The organism is Bradyrhizobium sp. HKCCYLRH3097 (assembly GCF_051167875.1).
Taxonomy (GTDB): domain Bacteria; phylum Pseudomonadota; class Alphaproteobacteria; order Rhizobiales; family Xanthobacteraceae; genus Bradyrhizobium.
Map to the genome: position 1 here is coordinate 1 of NZ_JBNPTX010000010.1, position 18064 is coordinate 18064.

Here is an 18064-nt window from a genome sequence, read left to right on the forward strand (position 1 = left end):
CCTGGGGATCGGCGTTCTTGCCCCCATTTTGCGACAACGCGCCTTTGGCGCGTTGCGCAGACCTCAGCGTCGAGAGGCCAGGACCACACGACTTCGCCGTCCGCGCCGATTGCGCTCGTCTGGCGCAGCCGTCACGTCCATCGCAGCCCACCTCCACGTATCGTGACGACGCGTACGTCCCTCTGCATGAGGCGGGATGACGCGAGAGAACCATATTTTCCGATAAAACGAAAGAAGAATATTTTTCCCGGCAGGACTGGACAGGGGTGATGCACCTGAAGATGCGGACCAATTCGTCTTTGACGCGCACGCCGGACCGGTTCGACCATCAGCGGCGCCTCGCCGGCCGACACCCACGCAAAACGAGTGCAGAGCCCGCATGCCGCTTTTGCGATCTTTGCAAAATGTATCTATAAATTGGCGGCGGACATCGCGAACGGTGGGGAACGGGGCTGTCATGACCAAGTCATTGAAGGTGGCGATTGCCGAAGGCCTGCCCCCCCAGACGCTGTTCAAGCTGCGCTCGATCAAGCGCGCGCTGATGGGGCAGCCGCCCCCGGAACGGCCGCAGGCTGCTCCGGAGCCAGAGCCCCAGCCCGAGCCTCAACCGGCCCCCGCGCCGGTCGTCGAAGCGGTGTCGGAGCCGCGGACGCGGCAGACCGAAGCCCTGGAACGGCTCGACGCCCACAAGATCAGCGCACCGTACCTGTTCTTCGACATCGACGACGTCCTGATCCTCCCCGCCAAGGAGATCGCGCGCACGCTGACCTTGAGCGTGATGTACATCAACAGCGCCGACGTCAAAGGCGATATCGCCGAATTCGGCACCATGGGCGGTTTCACCGCACGCACCCTGGCAAACGCGATGGTGTTCGACCCGCGCTATCAGCCGAACCAGCCGCTGCGCAAGCTGCGCCTGTTCGACAGCTTCGAGGGCCTGCCGGAAATCACGGCGCAGGTCGACCTCGAGTCGCAGCACGTGAAATCGGGCACCTGGTCGAAGGGCGGCTGCCGAATTCTCAGCGCCGCGGATCTGCGGACCATGGTCGAGGCCATCATCCCGCCCAGCCGGGTCGAGATCTATGAGGGCTGGTTCGCCGACACGGTGAAGCTGCTCCCGGAGGACACGCGCTTTGCGCTGATCCATTTCGACGGCGACCTGTATTCGTCAACCATGGACGCGCTGGTGCCGTGCTTCGAACGCGGCTTCATCTCGAAGGGCGCCGTGCTCTGCTTCGACGACTGGAACTGCAACGAGGCCGACCCCGAGGCCGGCGAGCGCAAGGCCTGGGCCGACCTCGTCAGTCGCTTCAACATCGTCGCCAGCCATTCCGGCGACTACTCGATCCAGGGTACCAAGTTCATCATTCATTCCTATCTCGGAATGAAGCCGAGGGCTTGAGCAGCATGCGCTTCGCTTTCATTGCGTCGCGGCCCCATGCGGTCAGAGGGTGAGTGCATGAGTTGTCCCTACACCACGCTGCCCGCGAGCAGCTTCTGGCGGCAGGCCGTTGCCGAGCGCAGCCCATCCGATCTCGATCCTCATCTGACCGCGCGGCTCCGCTTCGGTCCAGATCAGCGCGTCGCCTCGGCCGGCAGTTGCTTCGCGCAGCACATCTCGCGCGCCCTGAAGGAGCGGGGCTACAATTACCATGTCACCGAGCCCGCACCGCCGCATCTGACGCCCGAGCAGGAGGAGCGCTTCGGCTATGGCGTGTTCTCCGCGCGCTACGGCAACATCTACAGCACCTTGCAGCTTCTGCAGTTGCTGCAACGCGCCTTCGGAGCTTTCCGGCCAGCCGATCAGTTCTGGACAAACAGCGACGGCTGGGTGTTCGATCTGCTGCGCCCCCGCATCACGCCGCGCGGCTACGTCTCGATGGTCGAGGCCGAAGTCGATCTGAAGCAGCATTTGCAGGCGGTGCGGCGGCTCTTCGAAACCACCGACATCTTCATCTTCACGCTCGGTCTGACCGAGAGCTGGGTGTCCAAGCTCGACGGCACGGTGTATCCGACCTGTCCGGGGTGCGGCAGCGCCGGCGACTTCGACGATGCCAAATACGCGTTCCACAATCTCTCGGTCATGGAGACCACCGGCTATCTTGCCGAGGCGATCAACCTGATGTCGGCAGCCAATCCGCGCCTGCAGATCATCCTGACGGTCTCGCCGGTCCCGCTTGCGGCCACCATGGAGCCGCGCCACGTGCTGCAGGCCACGACCTATTCCAAGAGCGTGCTGCGCGTCGCCGCGGAGGAGATGGTCCGGCGCTACGACAACGTGCATTACTTCGCGTCCTACGAGATCATCACCAATGCGAAGAACGCGGGAGCGTATTTCGCCGACGATGCGCGCTCGGTCACGTCCGAGGGCGTCGCGCGCGCGATGAAGCTGTTCTTCGCGCAGTTCACCGGCGAGGACGCTGGCGCAGAGGTGCGATCCGCACGTGATGACGAACGAACGCAACCGGCGGCTCCTCCGACCGCGCCGCAGATCATCTGCGACGAGGACGAGTTCTACCGCGCACTGGCCGCGAGCCGTAACAACTGAGGACGAGCGGCGGCTGCGGCCGAGCCTGTGATGTGAGGGGAAGTATCAGCGTGGACACCGAGCTCGAAGCGGTTCTGCCGGTCTATATCGTCGGCGACAGCCATTCCCTGCCGTATCGGAACATGGTGTTCCGCGAGCGTTGGACCGGCGCCTGGGTGATGGCCCGCACCAAGTACATCCCCGGCGCCACGGCGCGGGAGTTCTACGATCCCGCCACCGGCGAGTTTCATCCCGACTTCATCGCCTTCCTCGAATATGAAGGCCTGGTGCGCAACGGACGCGCGACGCATCTGTCGATGGACGAGGTCGATTTCGCCATTGCCAAAGCGGTCGGCCAGGCCGTGCGGCCGCCGCTGATCATGATCACCGTCGGCGAGATCGACGTTCGCGGTCCGCTCCTGCAACTCCTCAAGGACACCCACGACTTCGTTCCGCCGTTCGCCACGACGCTGCCTCTGCTCGACAAGCCGCTGGTGCCGTGGGATCTCATCGACGAGGCGATCGAAGCCCGGCTCGGGCCGCTCGTCGCCGGGCTCGATCAGCTGGTCAAAGCCGGCTTCAAGCGCGTCTACGTGCAGAGCGTGGTTCCTCCGACCCGGCAGGAAGCGCGCATCCGCGAACTGCAGAACTACGACTGCCCGGTGTCGGTGCGCACCAAGCTGGTCCAGGCGTTCAACTGGAAGCTGGCGCAGAAGGTGCGTTCGGTGAACCTGTTCATGATCGACCGCTGGTCAGACCTGACGGACGGCGATCTGTTGCGTCCGGAGTTCGATTTCGACGGGGTGCATCTGCCGCCGAAGGGCGCCCGTCTCCTGCTCGAGGCGCTGATCGATCACGCGATCGACAGCCGCGGCCTCGTCGCCAATCATCCGCGATACGAACTGTATTATCGAATGGCGTGCGGCCTGGACCCGTTCCAGCCGACCAAGCCGAACGCAGCATGAGGACAGCATGGCCTTGGGATCGATGATCAGCACCGCCAAGCAGCGGCTCAAGGGCGGCGTCAACCAGGCGCTCGGCGCTCTCGGCTACCGCCTGGTGCGGGCCGACACGCTCGACCGCCTGAATGGACATCTCAGTCCTGACGCAGCCCCCGCAGACAAGAACGGCACGGCGCAGCCGCGCCGGCTGACGCTGCTCCCGGCCGCGAATAGCGCCCCGCCGCTGTGCACGGCCCATGCGCCGAAGTTCGATCCGCACAAGACGCCGAGCCAGCTCGCCGACAAGATCGTCGCGTTCCAGCAGAACGGCGTCACGGTGATCAGCACGAATCCGGAAAAGGCGACCATGTTCCGGGAAACCGAGAGCTTCGATCGCGACGTCAGCAATCGCCACTCGGCGTGGGACTGGGCCGGCAACAGCGTCGCCTCCTACACGCAGGATCTGCAGACCGGGATGCCGTCGGCCGCCCTCGTCGACTATCTGCACGCGCTGTTCAGCGGCGGCGATTTCGATTCCTTCTTCCGCGGTGTGCTCGGCTGCCCGGCCAAGGTCGCCAATGTCCGGCTGGTGCGCTCGAAGCCGCATGTGACCGAGGGCGTCGGCCCCCAGGAATGGCATAGCGACCACTGTCCCGCCGGCGTCATTCGCGGCGTGCTCTATCTCTGCGATGTCGACGAGCAGACCGGTCCGTTCCAGTATCGCGACGCCAATTACCGGGAGCACACGGTTCTGGGCAAGACCGGTGATCTGCTGGTGTTCGACGCAACCCGCCTCATGCATCGCGGCAGCCCGCCGTCGCACAAGACACGCTCCGCGATCGATCTGGTATTCATGCCGCGCATGCCCGACGAGGAGATGACGATCATGGTCGCCGGCATGAACCACTGGCCGGCGGACCCGTTCTTCGTCAAGCTGCCGAAGGAGCGGACCGCAGACGTCCACGACGCGCTGGCCGACGGACGCCGGGCTGCCAGCCTCTATTGACGCATGGCCGCCCGCTTGCACCAGGAATGGAGGACGGCTAAGCCAGGAGGCAACTGGTGGGCTAGCGCGCGACGGCGCGCTCACCGCCGATGTCGACCTCTGGGTGGCCATGAGCGGGATCGCTCGGAGATTTCGGATGTTCATCCCGTTGCGGCCGGTGCATGCGGAGCCGGCACCGCCACCGAGCGCGGAATCCCGTCTCGGCGTGACGCCGCCTGTTGGGCGTCGCCAGGCGAACACCCCTGTTCGGCGCAGCATCATGTCTGCGCCATCCCTCAAGGTCGTTTTGCGGTCATCGAACAGCGCCGCGTTGGAGATTTGAATGCTGCAACCGTTGAAGAATGCGCTCGCCACCTCGCTGCCGCCGGACGTGCTGTATTGGATGCGCTCGGTGAAACGGGCGATCCTGTTCCAGCCGCCGCTGCCCTGGCCCTATGGAAACGGCAGCAGCAGCGCCAGCGTGCAGGACAGGCCTCCGGCCGTCGCAATCGCAGCCCCGTCCGCCGACACGGTCGATGACGGACGCATCATCCAGGACATCGCACTGGAGAAATACAGCGCGCGGCAGCTTCCCTCGCCCGGCGCGTATTACAGCTATGCCGACGTGCTGATCCTGCCGGCACAGGAGATCGCCAAGACGCTCACGCTGTGCGTCCAGTACATCAACAGCGCCCATGTGAACGGCGACATCGCGGAGTTCGGCACGATGGGCGGCTTCAGCGCCCGCGCAATCGCCACGTCGATGGTGTTCGACCTGCAGCGCCAGCCGCTCGGCAAGAGCGCGTCCGGGGAAAACCCGTTCCGTATCCTACGCCTGTTCGACAGCTTCGAGGGCCTTCCCGAGATCACCTCGCCGGTCGACCAGGTCGCGCCGCACGTCATCTCCGGCGCGTGGGCCAAGGGCGGCTGCAAGGTGCTGGCCGCGCCGCAGTTGAGCGCGCTGATCGGCAAGATCATTCCGCCGCACCGCTTTCAACTCTACGAAGGCTGGTTCGCCGACACCGTGAAGACGCTGCCGCCCGAGACGCGGTTTGCGATGATCCATTTCGACGGCGACCTCTACCAGTCGACCATGGATGCGCTCGTCCCGCTGTTCGAGCGCGGCATGATCTCGACTGGCGCCGTCATCTGCTTCGACGACTGGAACGCCAATCGTGCCATTCCGACCACGGGCGAACGGCAGGCCTGGAAGGAGCTGGTCGAGATGTTCGCGATCGAGGCCTCCAACGGCGGCGACTATTCGGTCGGCGGCACTCGCTTCATCATCCACTCCTATCGCGGCATCCCGGCCGATCCGACCTGACGCTGCTCACGGCGGCGGCCGCTGGGCCGGGCCGAGCAGGCTGTCGATGGTGTGGCGCGCCAGGAAGATGGCCCCGGGCACCGTGAGGTGCCCGGGATCGAATGCCGTCAATTGCGAGCCGCCCGGGCCGATCCGGCTGAGACAGCCTTCGTCGTTGCAGAACACGTCGCGCACGGAGATGTAGTCGATGCCGAGCTGACGGGTCAGCTCGCGAAACAGCGCGTCGCGGCCGCGCGTCCATTCGTCGTTGGAGCGGAACAGAGTCCGCTCCGGCAACACGGTTCCGGTCTGCCGGTAGTAGTCGAGCACGTTGTGCGACAGGCCGACGCCCTGCCAGCTCGGCGGCGGTCCCATCAGCACGATCTTCGCAATCCCGTTGGCCCTGAGCAGCGCGACCGTGCGCGGCAGATCCTCGCGCAGCACGGACTCGGCGTGGCCCCAGGTCGCGTCGAGGATGACGACGTCCGGCCGGAGACGGCCGATCCGCAACACGACGTCGTCGTTGATGCTCTTGCAGAACGGCCGGGCCTCCAACGTGTAGCCGATCAGCGGCGGGCAGGCAGAGGCCGTATATTGCGCGACGTCATAGCCGCGCTCCGTCGACAGATGCAGCAGCCCTGGATAGAGCGCTGCGCCGTAGGAATCGCCCCAGATCAGCAGCAGCGGCCGGCGCCCCTGCCCGGCGCAGTCGGCGCCGAACGCGGAGGCTGGTTGCAGCAGCAGCAGGCAGCGGCCGCGGCGCCAGTGCGAGGAGGTCTCGGAGCCCGAGAGCATGAAGCCCCTGATCTCCGGCGCGAATCGGACCGGCAGGCCGCGCGTGCTCGTCGCCGCGACGCCGATCGGGATCATGGCCGCCATCACGGCCAGCAAAGATCCCGCCCGCCACGCGACGGGCGCGGCTCCGAACCTGATCGGCAGTTCGATGAAGCGATAGGTGAGCCAGGCCAGCACGGCGCTCAGCCCGAGCACCGCGAGCAGGATCCACGCCGGAGCCGCGCCGCCGAACTGCAGCTTGGTGAAGGCGATCAGCGGAAAGTGCCAGAGATAGAGCGGGTAGCTGATCAGGCCGACGAACACCAGTGCGGGCCACGCCAACACCCGCTGAACCAGCGTACCGCCGGCCGCAATCAGGGCCATGGTCGCCAGCACGGGCACCGTGGTGCGAATGCCGGGCCAAGGCGAGGCGGCGCTGAACGCGAAGAAGGCGACGGCGATGCCCACCACGCCAACAGCCGCGAGCGCATTGCTGGTGGCCGCATCGATCGGGCGATCGGCGCGCCGGCGCAGCCACACCGCCAGGAGCGAGCCGGCCAGCAGCTCCCAGCCCCGCGTGGTCGGGGAATAGAACGCCCACGCCGCCTCTCTTGCGGGAGTCGACAGGCAGACCACCAGAGAGCCGCACGCGAGTGCGGCCACGATGGCCGCCTTCCGTGACGGCCATCGGGCGATCAGCACGAACATCGCGGGCCAGACGATGTAGTACTGCTCCTCGATGCCGAGCGACCACAGATGCAGCAGCGGGAGGCGCTCCGCACCGGGATCGAAATAGCCCACGATCTGCTCGTGCAGCATGAAGTTCTCGATGAAGGCGGCGGCGCCCTTGATGTTGGACCCGAGCGCTTCCATCTCGGCGACCGGGAATACGAACCAGGCGATCACGAACGTCGCCAGCACCACGGTGATGAGAGCCGGGAAGATCCGGAGGATGCGGCGGGCGTAGAAGGTCGCGAAACTGAAGCTGTTGTCCTCGCACTGCCGATCGATGATGCCCGTGATCAGATAGCCGGAGATCACGAAGAACACGTCGACGCCGGCAAACCCGCCGGGCAGCAGCCGCGGGAAGGTATGAAAGACGAGCACGGCGACGACGGCGATCGCGCGCAGGCCGTCGATGTCGGGACGATAAAGCAGCGCGTGCGCCCGGCTGATCGGCCGCGCATGGCGATCCGCTGCGGCCGCATGATCAAGGCTTTCGGTGATCGCCATTCTCACGCATTCCCTGAAACGCTCGCGTCTTTTCCAGACCGCCGACGAGGTCGCGGGTGAAATCGGCCGCGCCCCTGGCGTCGAGATGGCCGCCGCCATCCCAGCTCGAATAGTCGGTCCGCGCCGGCAAGGCCGTCTCGACGCCGAGCGCAGCCGCGATCTCACGAACCTGGGTCAGGCAGCCGTGAAAATTGGGAACGAGGGTCAGGACCACGGGCGCGCCCAGCGATTGCACGAGGTCGCGCGCATTGGCGATCACGTCGGGCGTGGTGTGACAATCGGGATCGCGCGTCATCTTCACGCCCGGGTTGCCGTCGGCGAGAAAGCGCGGAAACGTGCTCATGTCGGCCGCGCCGGTGCGATCATCGCGGTCGAAGCGCGGCAGCGGTCCGGATCGCGGGCCGGTGAGCGCCTGGCGCCATGGCCGCGTCACGTCCTCGAACCGCCAGCGCAGATTGCGCCGGATGATCTCGTAGGTCGCGCCGTAGCGACTGAGCTTCGTGCTCGGGATCGGACGGACGTCGGCGCCGAACGCGCGGGTCAGGTTGCGGTGGAAGAAGTTGCCGCCGCCGCCGCCATCGTCGGCGTTCAAGATCCACAGGCGCGGATGGAGGTGATACTTCAGCGCGATCTGCCGCGCGAACTCGCCGCTGGCAACGCCGACGAACGCCATGTTGTAGAACTTCAGGCCGTAGGGCTGCTCGAGGCGCTCGCGCATGACGGTCTCGTCGAGCGCAAACGACACCAGGGATGAGCCGAGGATGATGACGTCGGCCTGGCGGGCGTTGTCGATCGACCGGCCGATGCCATGGTAGAACAGATCCTGGTCCTGGATCTCGGTGACGCTGTCGCCGCCGAAATTGCGGTACCATGACCGATCGCCGGCCCTGCTGATCGCGCTGAAATGGTCGCCGCCCTGCGCTGCCAGCCACAGGCTGACACCGCCCAGCATCGCCGCCACCAGTCCAAGCACGCTGGCGAGATAGCGGCCTCCCGCGCGGCCGAGGTCGTCGTTCCCGGCCTCGTATCCGGCGCGACCGCTCTGCTCTGTCCGACGATCCATGGTGGCCCCGGGGCGGACGACGCGGCTATTTATCGAAGCCAGGCAACGCCTCCAGCGCCTGTCTGGCAATGAAGAGGGAGCCGGGGTTAGTCAAATGGCCGCTGTCATACGCGGTCAGGTCCGATCCGTCCGCGCCGATCCGCGCCAGACAGCCGTCATCGTTGCACATCATGCGGCGTGCCGAGATGTACTGGATGCCCACGCGCTGCGCCTGCGCCTCGAGGAACTCGTCCAGCGCCCGCGTCCAATTGTCGTTGGAGCGGAATTTGGTGCGCGCCGGCAGCAGCGAATGCGTCCGGAAATAATAGTCGAGAATGTTCGCCGGCAGGCTTTCGCCAAGCCAGGTCGCCGGCGGCCCGAGCAGGACGATCTTCGGGACGTTGAGCTCCTTCAATGCCGTGACCGTTCTGTCCAGCCCGTTGCGCAGGTCGTCCGGACCATAGCTCCAGGTCGAATAGAACACGACCAGATCCGGCTTCAGCCCGGCGACCTTCTGGATGACGAAGTCGTTCGCGCCCTTGCAGAACCGCCGTTCCGGATGGACGAAACCGAGCAGCGGCGGGCAGGCGGAGGCTGTGTATTCCGCGACCTCGAATCCTCGCTCGGCACCGAAATGAGCGAGTCCCGGATAGAGCGAGGCGGCATAGGAGTCGCCCCAGACCAAAATGAGCGGATGGCGGCCGGTGCCGGCGCATTCCGGTGAGAATTCGGACGCGCTCTGATCCGGCTTCAGCAGGCATTTGTCGGCCCGCCAGAAGCGGGCCGTCTCGCTGCCGTCCAGCATGAAGCCGCGAAGCTCGGCGGGAATGCGCGCCGGCAGGCCATTGGTGCGGTCGGCGACCACGCCGATGATGCCCAGCGCGACCATGCCGCCGACGAGTCCGCCGACCTTGAGCGGCACTAGGCGCCGGCCGAAGCGGATCGGCCGCTCGATGAAGCGGTAGGTGGCCCAGGCAAGCACCAGGCTGGCCACGATGATCGCACCCATGACCCACGCCGGCACGGGATCGATGAACTGGATGCGCGCATAGGCCATCAGCGGGTAGTGCCAGAGATAGAGCGGATAGCTGATCAGGCCGACAAAGATCGCCGGCGTCGCGGACAGCACATAACGATGCACCAGCGTGCCGCTGGTCGCGATCAGGGCGGCTGCGCCCAGCACGGGCAGCAACGTGTGAACGCCCGGATGCGGGGTGAGCCGACCGTAGCGCCAGAACGCGACCACGATCGCGAGCATCGCGGCCAGCGCGATGAGCTCGCGAACGAGCGGGACGTCGATCAGCGGCAGCGGACGAGCCTCCGCACTGCGCCCATTGACCCAGAGCGCCAGTCCCGAGCCGACCAAGAGCTCCCACGCCCGCGTCACCGGCAGATAGAACGCATATTCGGGCGCGCGCGGCTGCACGATCAGGCACGCGACGAACGACGCCGCCGCCAGCGCGACCGTGATCGCCAGGCTCCTGCGCCGCCATGAGCCGATCAGCATCAGCAGCAGCGGCCAGACGATGTAGTATTGCTCCTCGATCGCCAGCGACCACAGATGCAGCAGCGGCTTCTTCTCGGCGGCGAGGTCGAAATAGCCGACCTGCCCGAGCAGGATGAAGTTCTGGATGAAGACGGCGCCGCCGGCAATGTTGGTGCCGAGCGACTTCAGCTCGCGCGGCGGCAGGAAGAACCAGGCGATCAGGAAGGTGACCAGCACCACCGTGATCAGCGCCGGAAAGATGCGGCGGATCCGGCGGGCATAGAAATCGGCGATGCTGAACGTCTTCGACAGCATCTGCTTGTGGATGATCCCGGTGATCAGATAACCGGAAATGACGAAGAAGATGTCGACGCCGTAGAAGCCGCCGGGGACGGCCGCGGGAAACGCGTGGTAGAGAAGGACCGGCAGCACGGCGACGGCACGCAGGCCGTCGATGTCGGCGCGATAGCCGAGCGGGGTGGCGCGGGCTTCTTCCAGGGACATGTTCGGTTGGGCGAAGTTCATCGGACCGTTTCGTTTCAGGAGCGATCGAGCAGCGACGCCGCATATTTGTCCAGGAAATAGCGGGACGGCCGTGAATTGCCGAAGAATCCCTGGATGTTCACACATTTTTCCCAGGCATCGTCGACCGGCGGAATGACGGGCGGCGCCCCGGACGACAGATCCAGCACCTCCCGGGTGGTCTCCAGGATCTCGTCGGCGGAGCTCTCGCCGACCGTGAGGCCGGCAGCCTTGACCGTCTCGTAGGTCGGGAACGTCCAGCGCCATGTCTCGGAGGTGACGTCGCTCAACGACAGCATGCGCCCCTCGCGCGTATGCACGGGCTTGAGCGAGAAGCGCGTATCCTTCGACCATAACAGGCCGACGGAGCTCAGCGCGTTCACCATCGCGGTCGGAATGCCGAAGCTGGTCGCGACATAGGCAAAGCCCGAGGTCGTGCCGATGAACATGCGCGCGCGGCGCATCAGGTGAATGTCCATCTCCGCCACCTGATCCTCGCTTCGCGCGTAGTCGACCACGCGCGGCATGTCCGGCAGCGGCGGCGCCTTGCGTCCGCCCATGCGGATCACCCAACCGCCCTGCTGGGTGATGTAGCGGACGGTCTCGAGATAGTTGCCGATGGTGGCACTGCGGATCGACTCGCCCGTTCCGAGGGTCTCGCCGCGCGCCTCGGCGTCGCGCATATGCAGGCACACGAACCAATCACCGGGCGCGAGCCCCCATTTCCGACGCAGCGACTGGTACAGCACCTCGGTCCTGTCGTCCGCCTTCATGCGCGCGTCATAGATGTCGCGCAACGGGAAACCCTTGCCCTCGCGCTCCCACTGCTGGAGTGCCATCGCGCCTGCATCGTTCCAGTACATCGTCCGGCCATCCTCGAACTGGAAGGCCTGATGCGAGTCACCGAGGAAAGGCGTCAGGCTGGCGAGCTCGTACCAGACACCGGGAGAAACGTTCTCACCCAGGGTGAGCGTCGGACAAATCTCGGAAAACAGCGACAGGAAAGGCTTGTTGGCGATCCGATCCTTGTAGGCGAGCAGGACCGGCTGTCCCTTCCACCACCCCATGCTCCGCATCATCAGGTGCACGTTCAGATGACCATTGTGACCGATCAGCGCGCTCCAATCGGGTGAGAGCAATCTGACATCGCCGAGCTCGGCACCGACCCCGTCGAGCACGCGCTTCAGCTCGGCGGACGGCTTCGGAAGCTGACGGCGAAGGCGACGCTGCGTGTCCAGACCGCGGCTGTACACGAGAGGAACCTTGTCTCCTTCCCCGTTGTGGTAAGTCCTCAGCAGGAGTTCGCGATAAGCATAGAACAGGTAGATGTCGAGACAGACCATGCGGTCGGGCAGATATCTGGGAAGGCTTTCCCAGTACTGCCCGGACGCGTCCAGCTTTCGAAGGACGCCCGTCGAATCGACGAGACCGAGTTCCTGCATCAGGCGAACGATCACCTCGCGGTCGCGGAAGAAATAAGGAATGAATTGCTCGACCGGGACGTCCCTCGGAACGTGATCGAACTCGACACGCCCGCGAAAAGCCCGTTCCTCATATTGAAAGTTGCGATGCTCCAACATCATCCGGACGAAGGTCCGCATCGCCGGCGACCGCTCGGCAACCTGCTGCCAGTCGAGAAAATGAATCTGCGTCAGCAGATCCATCGAGTAGCCGTCACCGACGACGCCCGTTCCGTGCAAGGCGAGCTCGGCGATCGGGCGCTCCCCGTCCCACCTCAACCGGCGGAACAGCGGCAGCGCTTCTTTCCGGTATCCCGCGAGTAGAAGATAGAATGCAACCTCGTTCGGGTAGCGCTCCCAAACAGAGCTGTTGAAGATCCAGGGCAGGTGCCGGCCCAGGAAGGGACCGCAGAAAAAGACGAAGTGGCGGTCCAGGCCCGGATGCTGGAAGAAGTGGCGGAATTGTACCGTCAGCCAAAATCTCGCCCTGAACGGCAACACCGTGAATGCCAGATTGCGCAGAAAATGCCGACCCGGAAGCCGCGCGAGAAGGCGCAACAGAGGATAATATCGGCCGAATGTACGTTCCGCGCGAGTCAGGTCGTGGACCGGAGCGCTGCCGACGGGCCGGCCCTCGGTCGAAATGGTGTCGAGCGGCAAACCGCACCTCCGGCGCAACCTCGGAAACAGCAGGCAACGATTACTGTGAAGGCCCGACCCGATCAACCCGAATCGGGCGAAAGAAGCCGCCACCTCCCGTCGGAAAGCCGCCGTCCTCGCGTGTCGCTGGCGGTGGTCCGCTCAGGTCCCCCTCTCCTGACGGGCGGCGAGCGCCTGGACTGGCGGCCAACCCACGCGCGCTCTATGCTCGTGCCACGCTTGGGCGCGATCCCTGTCCAGTCCGGAAAGCTGGCAGGCCTGTTTCAATGCCGGGCGGTTGTGCTGCCGAAGCAGTGCGCCGGTGAGACCTTCGCTTTCGTCATGGGGCCTTGGAAATGTTCGTCGAGTCCGTCCACTCAAATCCAGCCGGGCATCCCGCGCCACGCCAACGCAGTCGGGTCCAGGCGTTGAAGTCGAACCTCGCCGGCCGTGCCGCGAGGGCGATCGGCTGGTTTCTGAATGCAGCCGGGCAGGAACGGGCGGAATCGTTGAAGGACCTGATCTTCGCCCTGTTGACCTTCAGACAGGCCTTCATGGTGGCGCTCGTCTTCCACCGCTATGCACACCGGAACGAGTTTGACCGGCAATTCCGCTATTTCTGCGGTCCCGACATCGAAAAAGAGATGCAATGGGTGCTCACCCGCGGCCACTCGGGTCAGTACTGCAACGAGCTGATCCTCTTCCTTCTCATGTGCGAGAAGGAGAAGCGCGTTCTGGAGCTGTTTCCCAGAATCGACTGGGACCGGGTCGATGACGAGTTCATGGAGGCGATCGGCAAGCTGACGAAAAAGCTGACATCCGGCTACTTCATGGAGCTGCTGGCGCAGGCCCACACCATCAATTGGACCGCGCTTCGTCCGCAGGACCTGCGCCGGTTTGCCGAGCTGATCAAGATCATGCTGGAGCACCGGAATTTTCGTTTCGAGCAGACGTCCTTCGAAGGACGGCAATACGATGCGCGCCGAGACGGCGACCCCGAGCCGTTCGAAGCCCCGCTCGACCGCTATGTTCCCGACTTCTTCTGCGACAAGGAGCTGATCGAGACCCTCGTCACTCAGCTCGGTCTCCCCCGGCACGACGATATCCTCGCCGCACGCGAGGACCGCGGCCAATACTGGGAGCGCTTTCCCGCCGATCATCCGCAGCGCAAGGTGTTGTCGGAGATCAACCTGTTCTACGCCTATCGCCACCTGCTGCTGACGACATATCACAGCGGCGAGGGCTTCCATGTCCCGCAGGTCTACACCAAGCTGACGGAGACACAGAAGCGGTTGCGCCGTCATCTTCCCGCGCCCAGCCCCGAGCTCAAGGCCCTTCTCAAGAAGCTCGACACCGATCTGTCGGACGTCAGGCTGCTCTCGCCGGACTGGAGCGCGTTGATCGGCCATAACGGCCATCTCAACGTTCATCTGATGATGCGCGAGATGGGGTGGTGGCAGGGCCAGCCGCTGCTCCTGGCCTACAAGGACCGGATCGCCAACAAGCCGTTCCTGTCGCTGTTCTCGGAGATCTGTCCGACGCTCACCCTGGGGGAGAACGTCACGGCCGGAGTCTGGCACGAACTCGCCAGCCTCACCCCGTTCATCGGCGACTCCCACCAGGCATTCCGCTTCGAGGACGGACGCGCGGTGTACTGGAACGATGCGGGCTCACTCGCGCTCAAGCAATGGGAGAGCCGGCAGCGAAGCTTTCCGCTGCGCGACATCTACGACCGCCGCCTGCTTTCCGACAACCGCGTCGAGCAGACGTACCAGGACTACCGGCGCAAGTGGGGCATGGCGGACGGCGACTGGTTCGTCTGCCTGCACGTGCGGGATGCCCAGACCCGGAATGATACCGAAGGCGTCGGCGAATCCATCCGCAACGCGTCGCTCGCGAGCTATCTCGATGCCGTCCGCCACATCACCGAATGCGGCGGATGGGTTGTCCGGATGGGCGGTCGCAAGGTGCCGCCGTTCCCGCAAATGGAACGCGTGGTGGACTACGCCCGCAGCGACGACGCGTTTCCGGAGATGGACATTCACTTGATGCGCCGTGCCCGCATGTTCATCGGCACGACCTCCGGCTTCGCCTATGTGGCAAGCAGCTTCGGCATCCCGACTGCGATGGTCAATGCATTGAGCTCGATCGGCCTGCTGTGGTCGACGGACACCCGCTTCGCGCTCAAGCCCGTGCACAGGGCGGATGGCCAGATGCTTTCGCTGCGCGAATGGACCTCGGAAGAGTATCGCTGGGCTTACCCTACCCATGAATCCATGGCGCGTGCCAAACTCGTCGTGAGCGAGAGCAGCTCGGACGAAATCCTGGAAGCCGTGCGCGAGGTGCTCGAAATCTCCGATCCCCGGCGGAAAGGACCCGCCCCCGGCGTGGACGGCAAATGGGAGCGTCACGTCCAGGTGCCGGGCTTCTTCGGCAGTTCACGGCCGAGCAGGTATTTCCTCGAGAAATACGCTCAGGACCTGCTGAGAGAACCGTGAGGACAGCGCGATGCATCAAGCGATGCCGCCCGGACCTGGCGCGCACCTGAGGACGTCGGCCGCGAACAGTAGGGCCGTGCTGTCGGACTAACGTTGTCGCGCCCTGGCGACCTCGGGAAGGCTCCTCTGCGGGGCCGCTCCAGGCACCAAGAATGCGCTTTCGTACTTCGCGAGATAGTGGGCACTGATCGTGCCGCCGCCGTAATAGTGAGGCGGCACAAGCTGCTCCCTCCAGAGCGACAAGAGTTGCTGCGAGGCTGTGTCGGCCGCATGTCCGCAAGCGAGATCGACGACCTCTTCGACGACCGCGAGGATTTCGTCTGACGTGTTGTTCAACGGCTGCGCTCCGTTGCGGCTGAGAACGCAGGCGTCGAACAGGCGCCAGCGCCAAGGCGGCGAGGTGAGCTGCGTCTGGGTCAGCATCTTTCCGTCGGCGAGACGCACCGGCTTCAGCGCAAACCGAACAGCGCTGTTCCACAATTGCGGATCCGTGGTGATGCAATTCACGAGGGCACTTGGAATGCCGAAGCTGATCGCGACATTCGTCAACCCTGAAGTCGTGCCAATGAAGGCTTTGGCATTCCGGATGAGGCAGATGTCCATCAGTTCGGATCTGAACTTGCTCTGAGCATAATCGATTGCACGGTCGAGCGGCGGAAGTCCGGGTGAATTTGGACCACCGAGCTTGATCACCCAGCCGCCCCTGCGGGTGACCGCGTGGATCGCATCGAGGTAGGTCTCGATCGGCGCATTGCGATGGGTCTGGCCGGTGCCGTCGACCTCGGAATAATGGGAACCGTCGCGGGTGTGCAGGCACACGTACCAGTCGTCCGGCTTCATGCCCCAGGATTCGCGCATCCGCCGATAGTCGTCCTGCAATTTCGGCGCCGCCTCGTAGATGCGGTCGTACTCGTCGCGCAAGGGATGCCCGCGGCCATCCCGCTCCCACTGCAGGATGGCAAGCGCCCCGGCTTCCTGCCACGGCACCACGTCGCCGTTCGGCAGTCGAAACACATTGAAGTTCATGCCGTACCAACGCTGCAGCGACAGCAGCTCTTCGCCGAGCGCGTGAGAGACGGTTTCCCCGATCACGACGACATCGGCGAACCTTTCGAACAGCCGAAGAAAGGCCCTGTTGGCCACGCAGTTCGGACGGACGACGATCAGCGGTCTTCCCGACCACCACCCCAGGTCGCGCATTCGGAACAGGATGTCCAGCATGCCGAGGTGACCGATCTGGGTCGTCCATTCCTCGGGAAGGACCCGCAATTGCTCCAATGGAATTCCCAACCTGCGCAACAGGTGGCTGGCCTCCGCTGATACGGCTGGCGCCGCCTCGCCGAGCTCCGACTGCGCCGCAAGCGCTCTCGTGAACAGACCGATGCCGATGTCGCCAGAGCCGACATGAGTCACGCGCTGGCCGCTGAAGTTGCAGAGATCGAACAGCCTGCCCGCGGCGCCGCAGGCGAAATCAAGAGGGTTGGGATGATAGTTTCGCGCCGGCCGCGACGCCATGTTCTGATGAGGACGCATGTAGTCGGGAATACCACGGCATGCGTCCGACATGCATTCGACCGCGCGGGCCTCGTTGCCGACCATGATCTCGAGCATGCCCTTGAGAAAGGTGAGATGTATCTCCGATTCCGACCTTGCCCTCAGATCCAGCTGGGAGGCCAGCCGATAGGCCTTGTCGAACTCCCCGAGCTCGAAGAGCGCGCGAATCATCATGTTCGCCAGTTCCGGCGAGCGGGCTGCGAGTTGATCCTGGAGGACCAGATCATAGGCTTCCCAATCGGCCCCGATCCGAAGCAGCAGTTCCGCTGACAGCATTGGAAAGCACCGTCCGAGCAATCCCGAAAACCGCAGGTCCGGATCCTTCGCCAGCAGAGACGCGCAGTAGACCTGATAGGCTCTTTGCAGCAGGCGGCGATCGCGAAGGTCTCCGATCTCGAACAAGGCGAGGATCAGGAAGGCCAGCCGCGGCGGCAGCAGGCGCAGCAGCTTGGCAGTCCCGACGATCAGGATGCGCGCCCATCGCTGCGGCCCCAGCAGAGACCGCTCTCCCCAACGGGCCGATTCGGCTGGCAGAGTCTCCAGTGCGTTGAACAGCTCAAGGAATCCGCGTCTGCGCACTGGGCTCTGCAGAACTAGCGGCTCCTTGAAGCGCTGCATCGGCTACCCCAAATCCGTCTTCGGCTCACGGCCAGGCCCCCGTTCTCGAACATCCAGACCGCCCTGCGGCAGACCAGGAGAAGGCTATGCCGTTTGTCGCCTGTCTCGAATTGGCTGTCGGCAATACACGCCGCATGCCTGTCGGGCTGTCAAGCCAACCCGCGACCAATGAGCGTGATGATCCCGTGAACCCACTCGGTGATCGGCAACAGCCCTGCCCTGTCGACAATCAGCAGAATTGTCGACCACAGAGCCAGCCGCTCGAGCACGAGCCGGCCGATCCCCAGCAAGATGAAGACGAAAGCCACAAATCCCGCAAGCAAGGCGTTGAGGAACCCTGCGCCGACTGCAAGAAGAACACAGAAGAGGACCGTGCTCACGCAGACGGTGCGCAAGATCGATCTTAAAACGAAAACCATATCCTTCACGCCGGCGCCCCCTCTTACCAACGTTAGATCTCATGCGGCGGAACAATAGCCGCC

At 64.6% G+C, this 18064-nt stretch carries 12 protein-coding genes; 6 read left to right on the forward strand and 6 right to left on the reverse strand.

The features are described 5' to 3' along the window. Positions 1-457 precede the first annotated feature (457 nt). The 5 genes from ACQR0U_RS22475 (at position 458) to ACQR0U_RS22495 (ending at position 5777) form a co-directional block, all read left to right on the forward strand. Positions 458-1402, forward strand: a complete 945-nt coding sequence (locus ACQR0U_RS22475; RefSeq protein ID WP_315825067.1) for a TylF/MycF/NovP-related O-methyltransferase — start codon at positions 458-460, stop codon at positions 1400-1402. Positions 1403-1459: 57 nt separating this feature from the next. Further along, positions 1460-2548: a GSCFA domain-containing protein gene (locus ACQR0U_RS22480; protein WP_315825068.1), complete on the forward strand. Its 1089-nt coding sequence runs from the start codon at positions 1460-1462 to the stop codon at positions 2546-2548. Between the two features lie 50 nt (positions 2549-2598). Further along, positions 2599-3492, forward strand: coding sequence for a hypothetical protein (locus ACQR0U_RS22485; RefSeq protein ID WP_315753234.1), 894 nt, complete (start codon positions 2599-2601; stop codon positions 3490-3492). Between the two features lie 7 nt (positions 3493-3499). Then, complete coding sequence (locus tag ACQR0U_RS22490; RefSeq protein ID WP_315753236.1) at positions 3500-4474, forward strand: hypothetical protein; 975 nt, start codon at positions 3500-3502, stop codon at positions 4472-4474. Between the two features lie 322 nt (positions 4475-4796). Then, entirely contained in the window at positions 4797-5777 is a 981-nt protein-coding gene (locus tag ACQR0U_RS22495) for a TylF/MycF/NovP-related O-methyltransferase (RefSeq protein ID WP_315825070.1), read from the forward strand. 6 nt (positions 5778-5783) lie between these two features. On the opposite strand, the gene ACQR0U_RS22500 is transcribed toward ACQR0U_RS22495, so the two are convergent. The 4 genes from ACQR0U_RS22500 to ACQR0U_RS22515 are packed head-to-tail and all read right to left on the reverse strand — an operon-like array spanning position 5784 to position 13026. Then, positions 5784-7763, reverse strand: coding sequence for an acyltransferase family protein (locus ACQR0U_RS22500; RefSeq protein ID WP_316225674.1), 1980 nt, complete (start codon positions 7761-7763; stop codon positions 5784-5786). Next, positions 7741-8826, reverse strand: coding sequence for a hypothetical protein (locus ACQR0U_RS22505; protein WP_434843968.1), 1086 nt, complete (start codon positions 8824-8826; stop codon positions 7741-7743). Before ACQR0U_RS22505 ends, ACQR0U_RS22500 begins: the two co-directional genes overlap by 23 nt. A 25-nt stretch (positions 8827-8851) precedes the next feature. Beyond that, positions 8852-10816, reverse strand: a complete 1965-nt coding sequence (locus tag ACQR0U_RS22510; RefSeq protein WP_434843969.1) for an acyltransferase family protein — start codon at positions 10814-10816, stop codon at positions 8852-8854. Positions 10817-10830: 14 nt separating this feature from the next. Continuing rightward, the gene (locus ACQR0U_RS22515) at positions 10831-13026 is read right to left on the reverse strand and encodes a TIGR04372 family glycosyltransferase (RefSeq protein ID WP_434872258.1); all 2196 of its coding nucleotides are present in this window, start codon (positions 13024-13026) and stop codon (positions 10831-10833) included. A 314-nt stretch (positions 13027-13340) separates the two neighbouring features. Between ACQR0U_RS22515 and ACQR0U_RS22520 the strand changes: the two genes are divergently transcribed. Further along, positions 13341-15410, forward strand: a complete 2070-nt coding sequence (locus tag ACQR0U_RS22520; RefSeq protein ID WP_315825075.1) for a TIGR04372 family glycosyltransferase — start codon at positions 13341-13343, stop codon at positions 15408-15410. An 87-nt stretch (positions 15411-15497) separates the two neighbouring features. On the opposite strand, the gene ACQR0U_RS22525 is transcribed toward ACQR0U_RS22520, so the two are convergent. Together ACQR0U_RS22525 and ACQR0U_RS22530 are read right to left on the reverse strand one after the other, a co-directional pair. Then, on the reverse strand, positions 15498-17582 hold the full coding sequence (locus tag ACQR0U_RS22525) for a TIGR04372 family glycosyltransferase (protein ID WP_315825076.1): 2085 nt from the start codon (positions 17580-17582) through the stop codon (positions 15498-15500). Positions 17583-17731: 149 nt separating this feature from the next. After that, entirely contained in the window at positions 17732-18001 is a 270-nt protein-coding gene (locus ACQR0U_RS22530; RefSeq protein ID WP_315777190.1) for a hypothetical protein, read from the reverse strand. Between the last annotated feature and the right edge of the window lie 63 nt (positions 18002-18064).

Bases quoted from the DNA above. Each gene is read 5' to 3' on its own strand.
- ACQR0U_RS22495 (WP_315825070.1), top strand. From the start codon at position 4,797: ATGCTGCAACCGTTGAAGAATGCGCTCGCCACCTCGCTGCCGCCGGAC.
- ACQR0U_RS22505 (WP_434843968.1), bottom strand. From the start codon at position 8,826: ATGGATCGTCGGACAGAGCAGAGCGGTCGCGCCGGATACGAGGCCGGG.
- ACQR0U_RS22525 (WP_315825076.1), bottom strand. From the start codon at position 17,582: ATGCAGCGCTTCAAGGAGCCGCTAGTTCTGCAGAGCCCAGTGCGCAGA.
- ACQR0U_RS22510 (WP_434843969.1), bottom strand. From the start codon at position 10,816: ATGAACTTCGCCCAACCGAACATGTCCCTGGAAGAAGCCCGCGCCACC.
- ACQR0U_RS22530 (WP_315777190.1), bottom strand. From the start codon at position 18,001: ATGGTTTTCGTTTTAAGATCGATCTTGCGCACCGTCTGCGTGAGCACG.
- ACQR0U_RS22475 (WP_315825067.1), top strand. From the start codon at position 458: ATGACCAAGTCATTGAAGGTGGCGATTGCCGAAGGCCTGCCCCCCCAG.
- ACQR0U_RS22490 (WP_315753236.1), top strand. From the start codon at position 3,500: ATGGCCTTGGGATCGATGATCAGCACCGCCAAGCAGCGGCTCAAGGGC.
- ACQR0U_RS22500 (WP_316225674.1), bottom strand. From the start codon at position 7,763: ATGGCGATCACCGAAAGCCTTGATCATGCGGCCGCAGCGGATCGCCAT.
- ACQR0U_RS22480 (WP_315825068.1), top strand. From the start codon at position 1,460: ATGAGTTGTCCCTACACCACGCTGCCCGCGAGCAGCTTCTGGCGGCAG.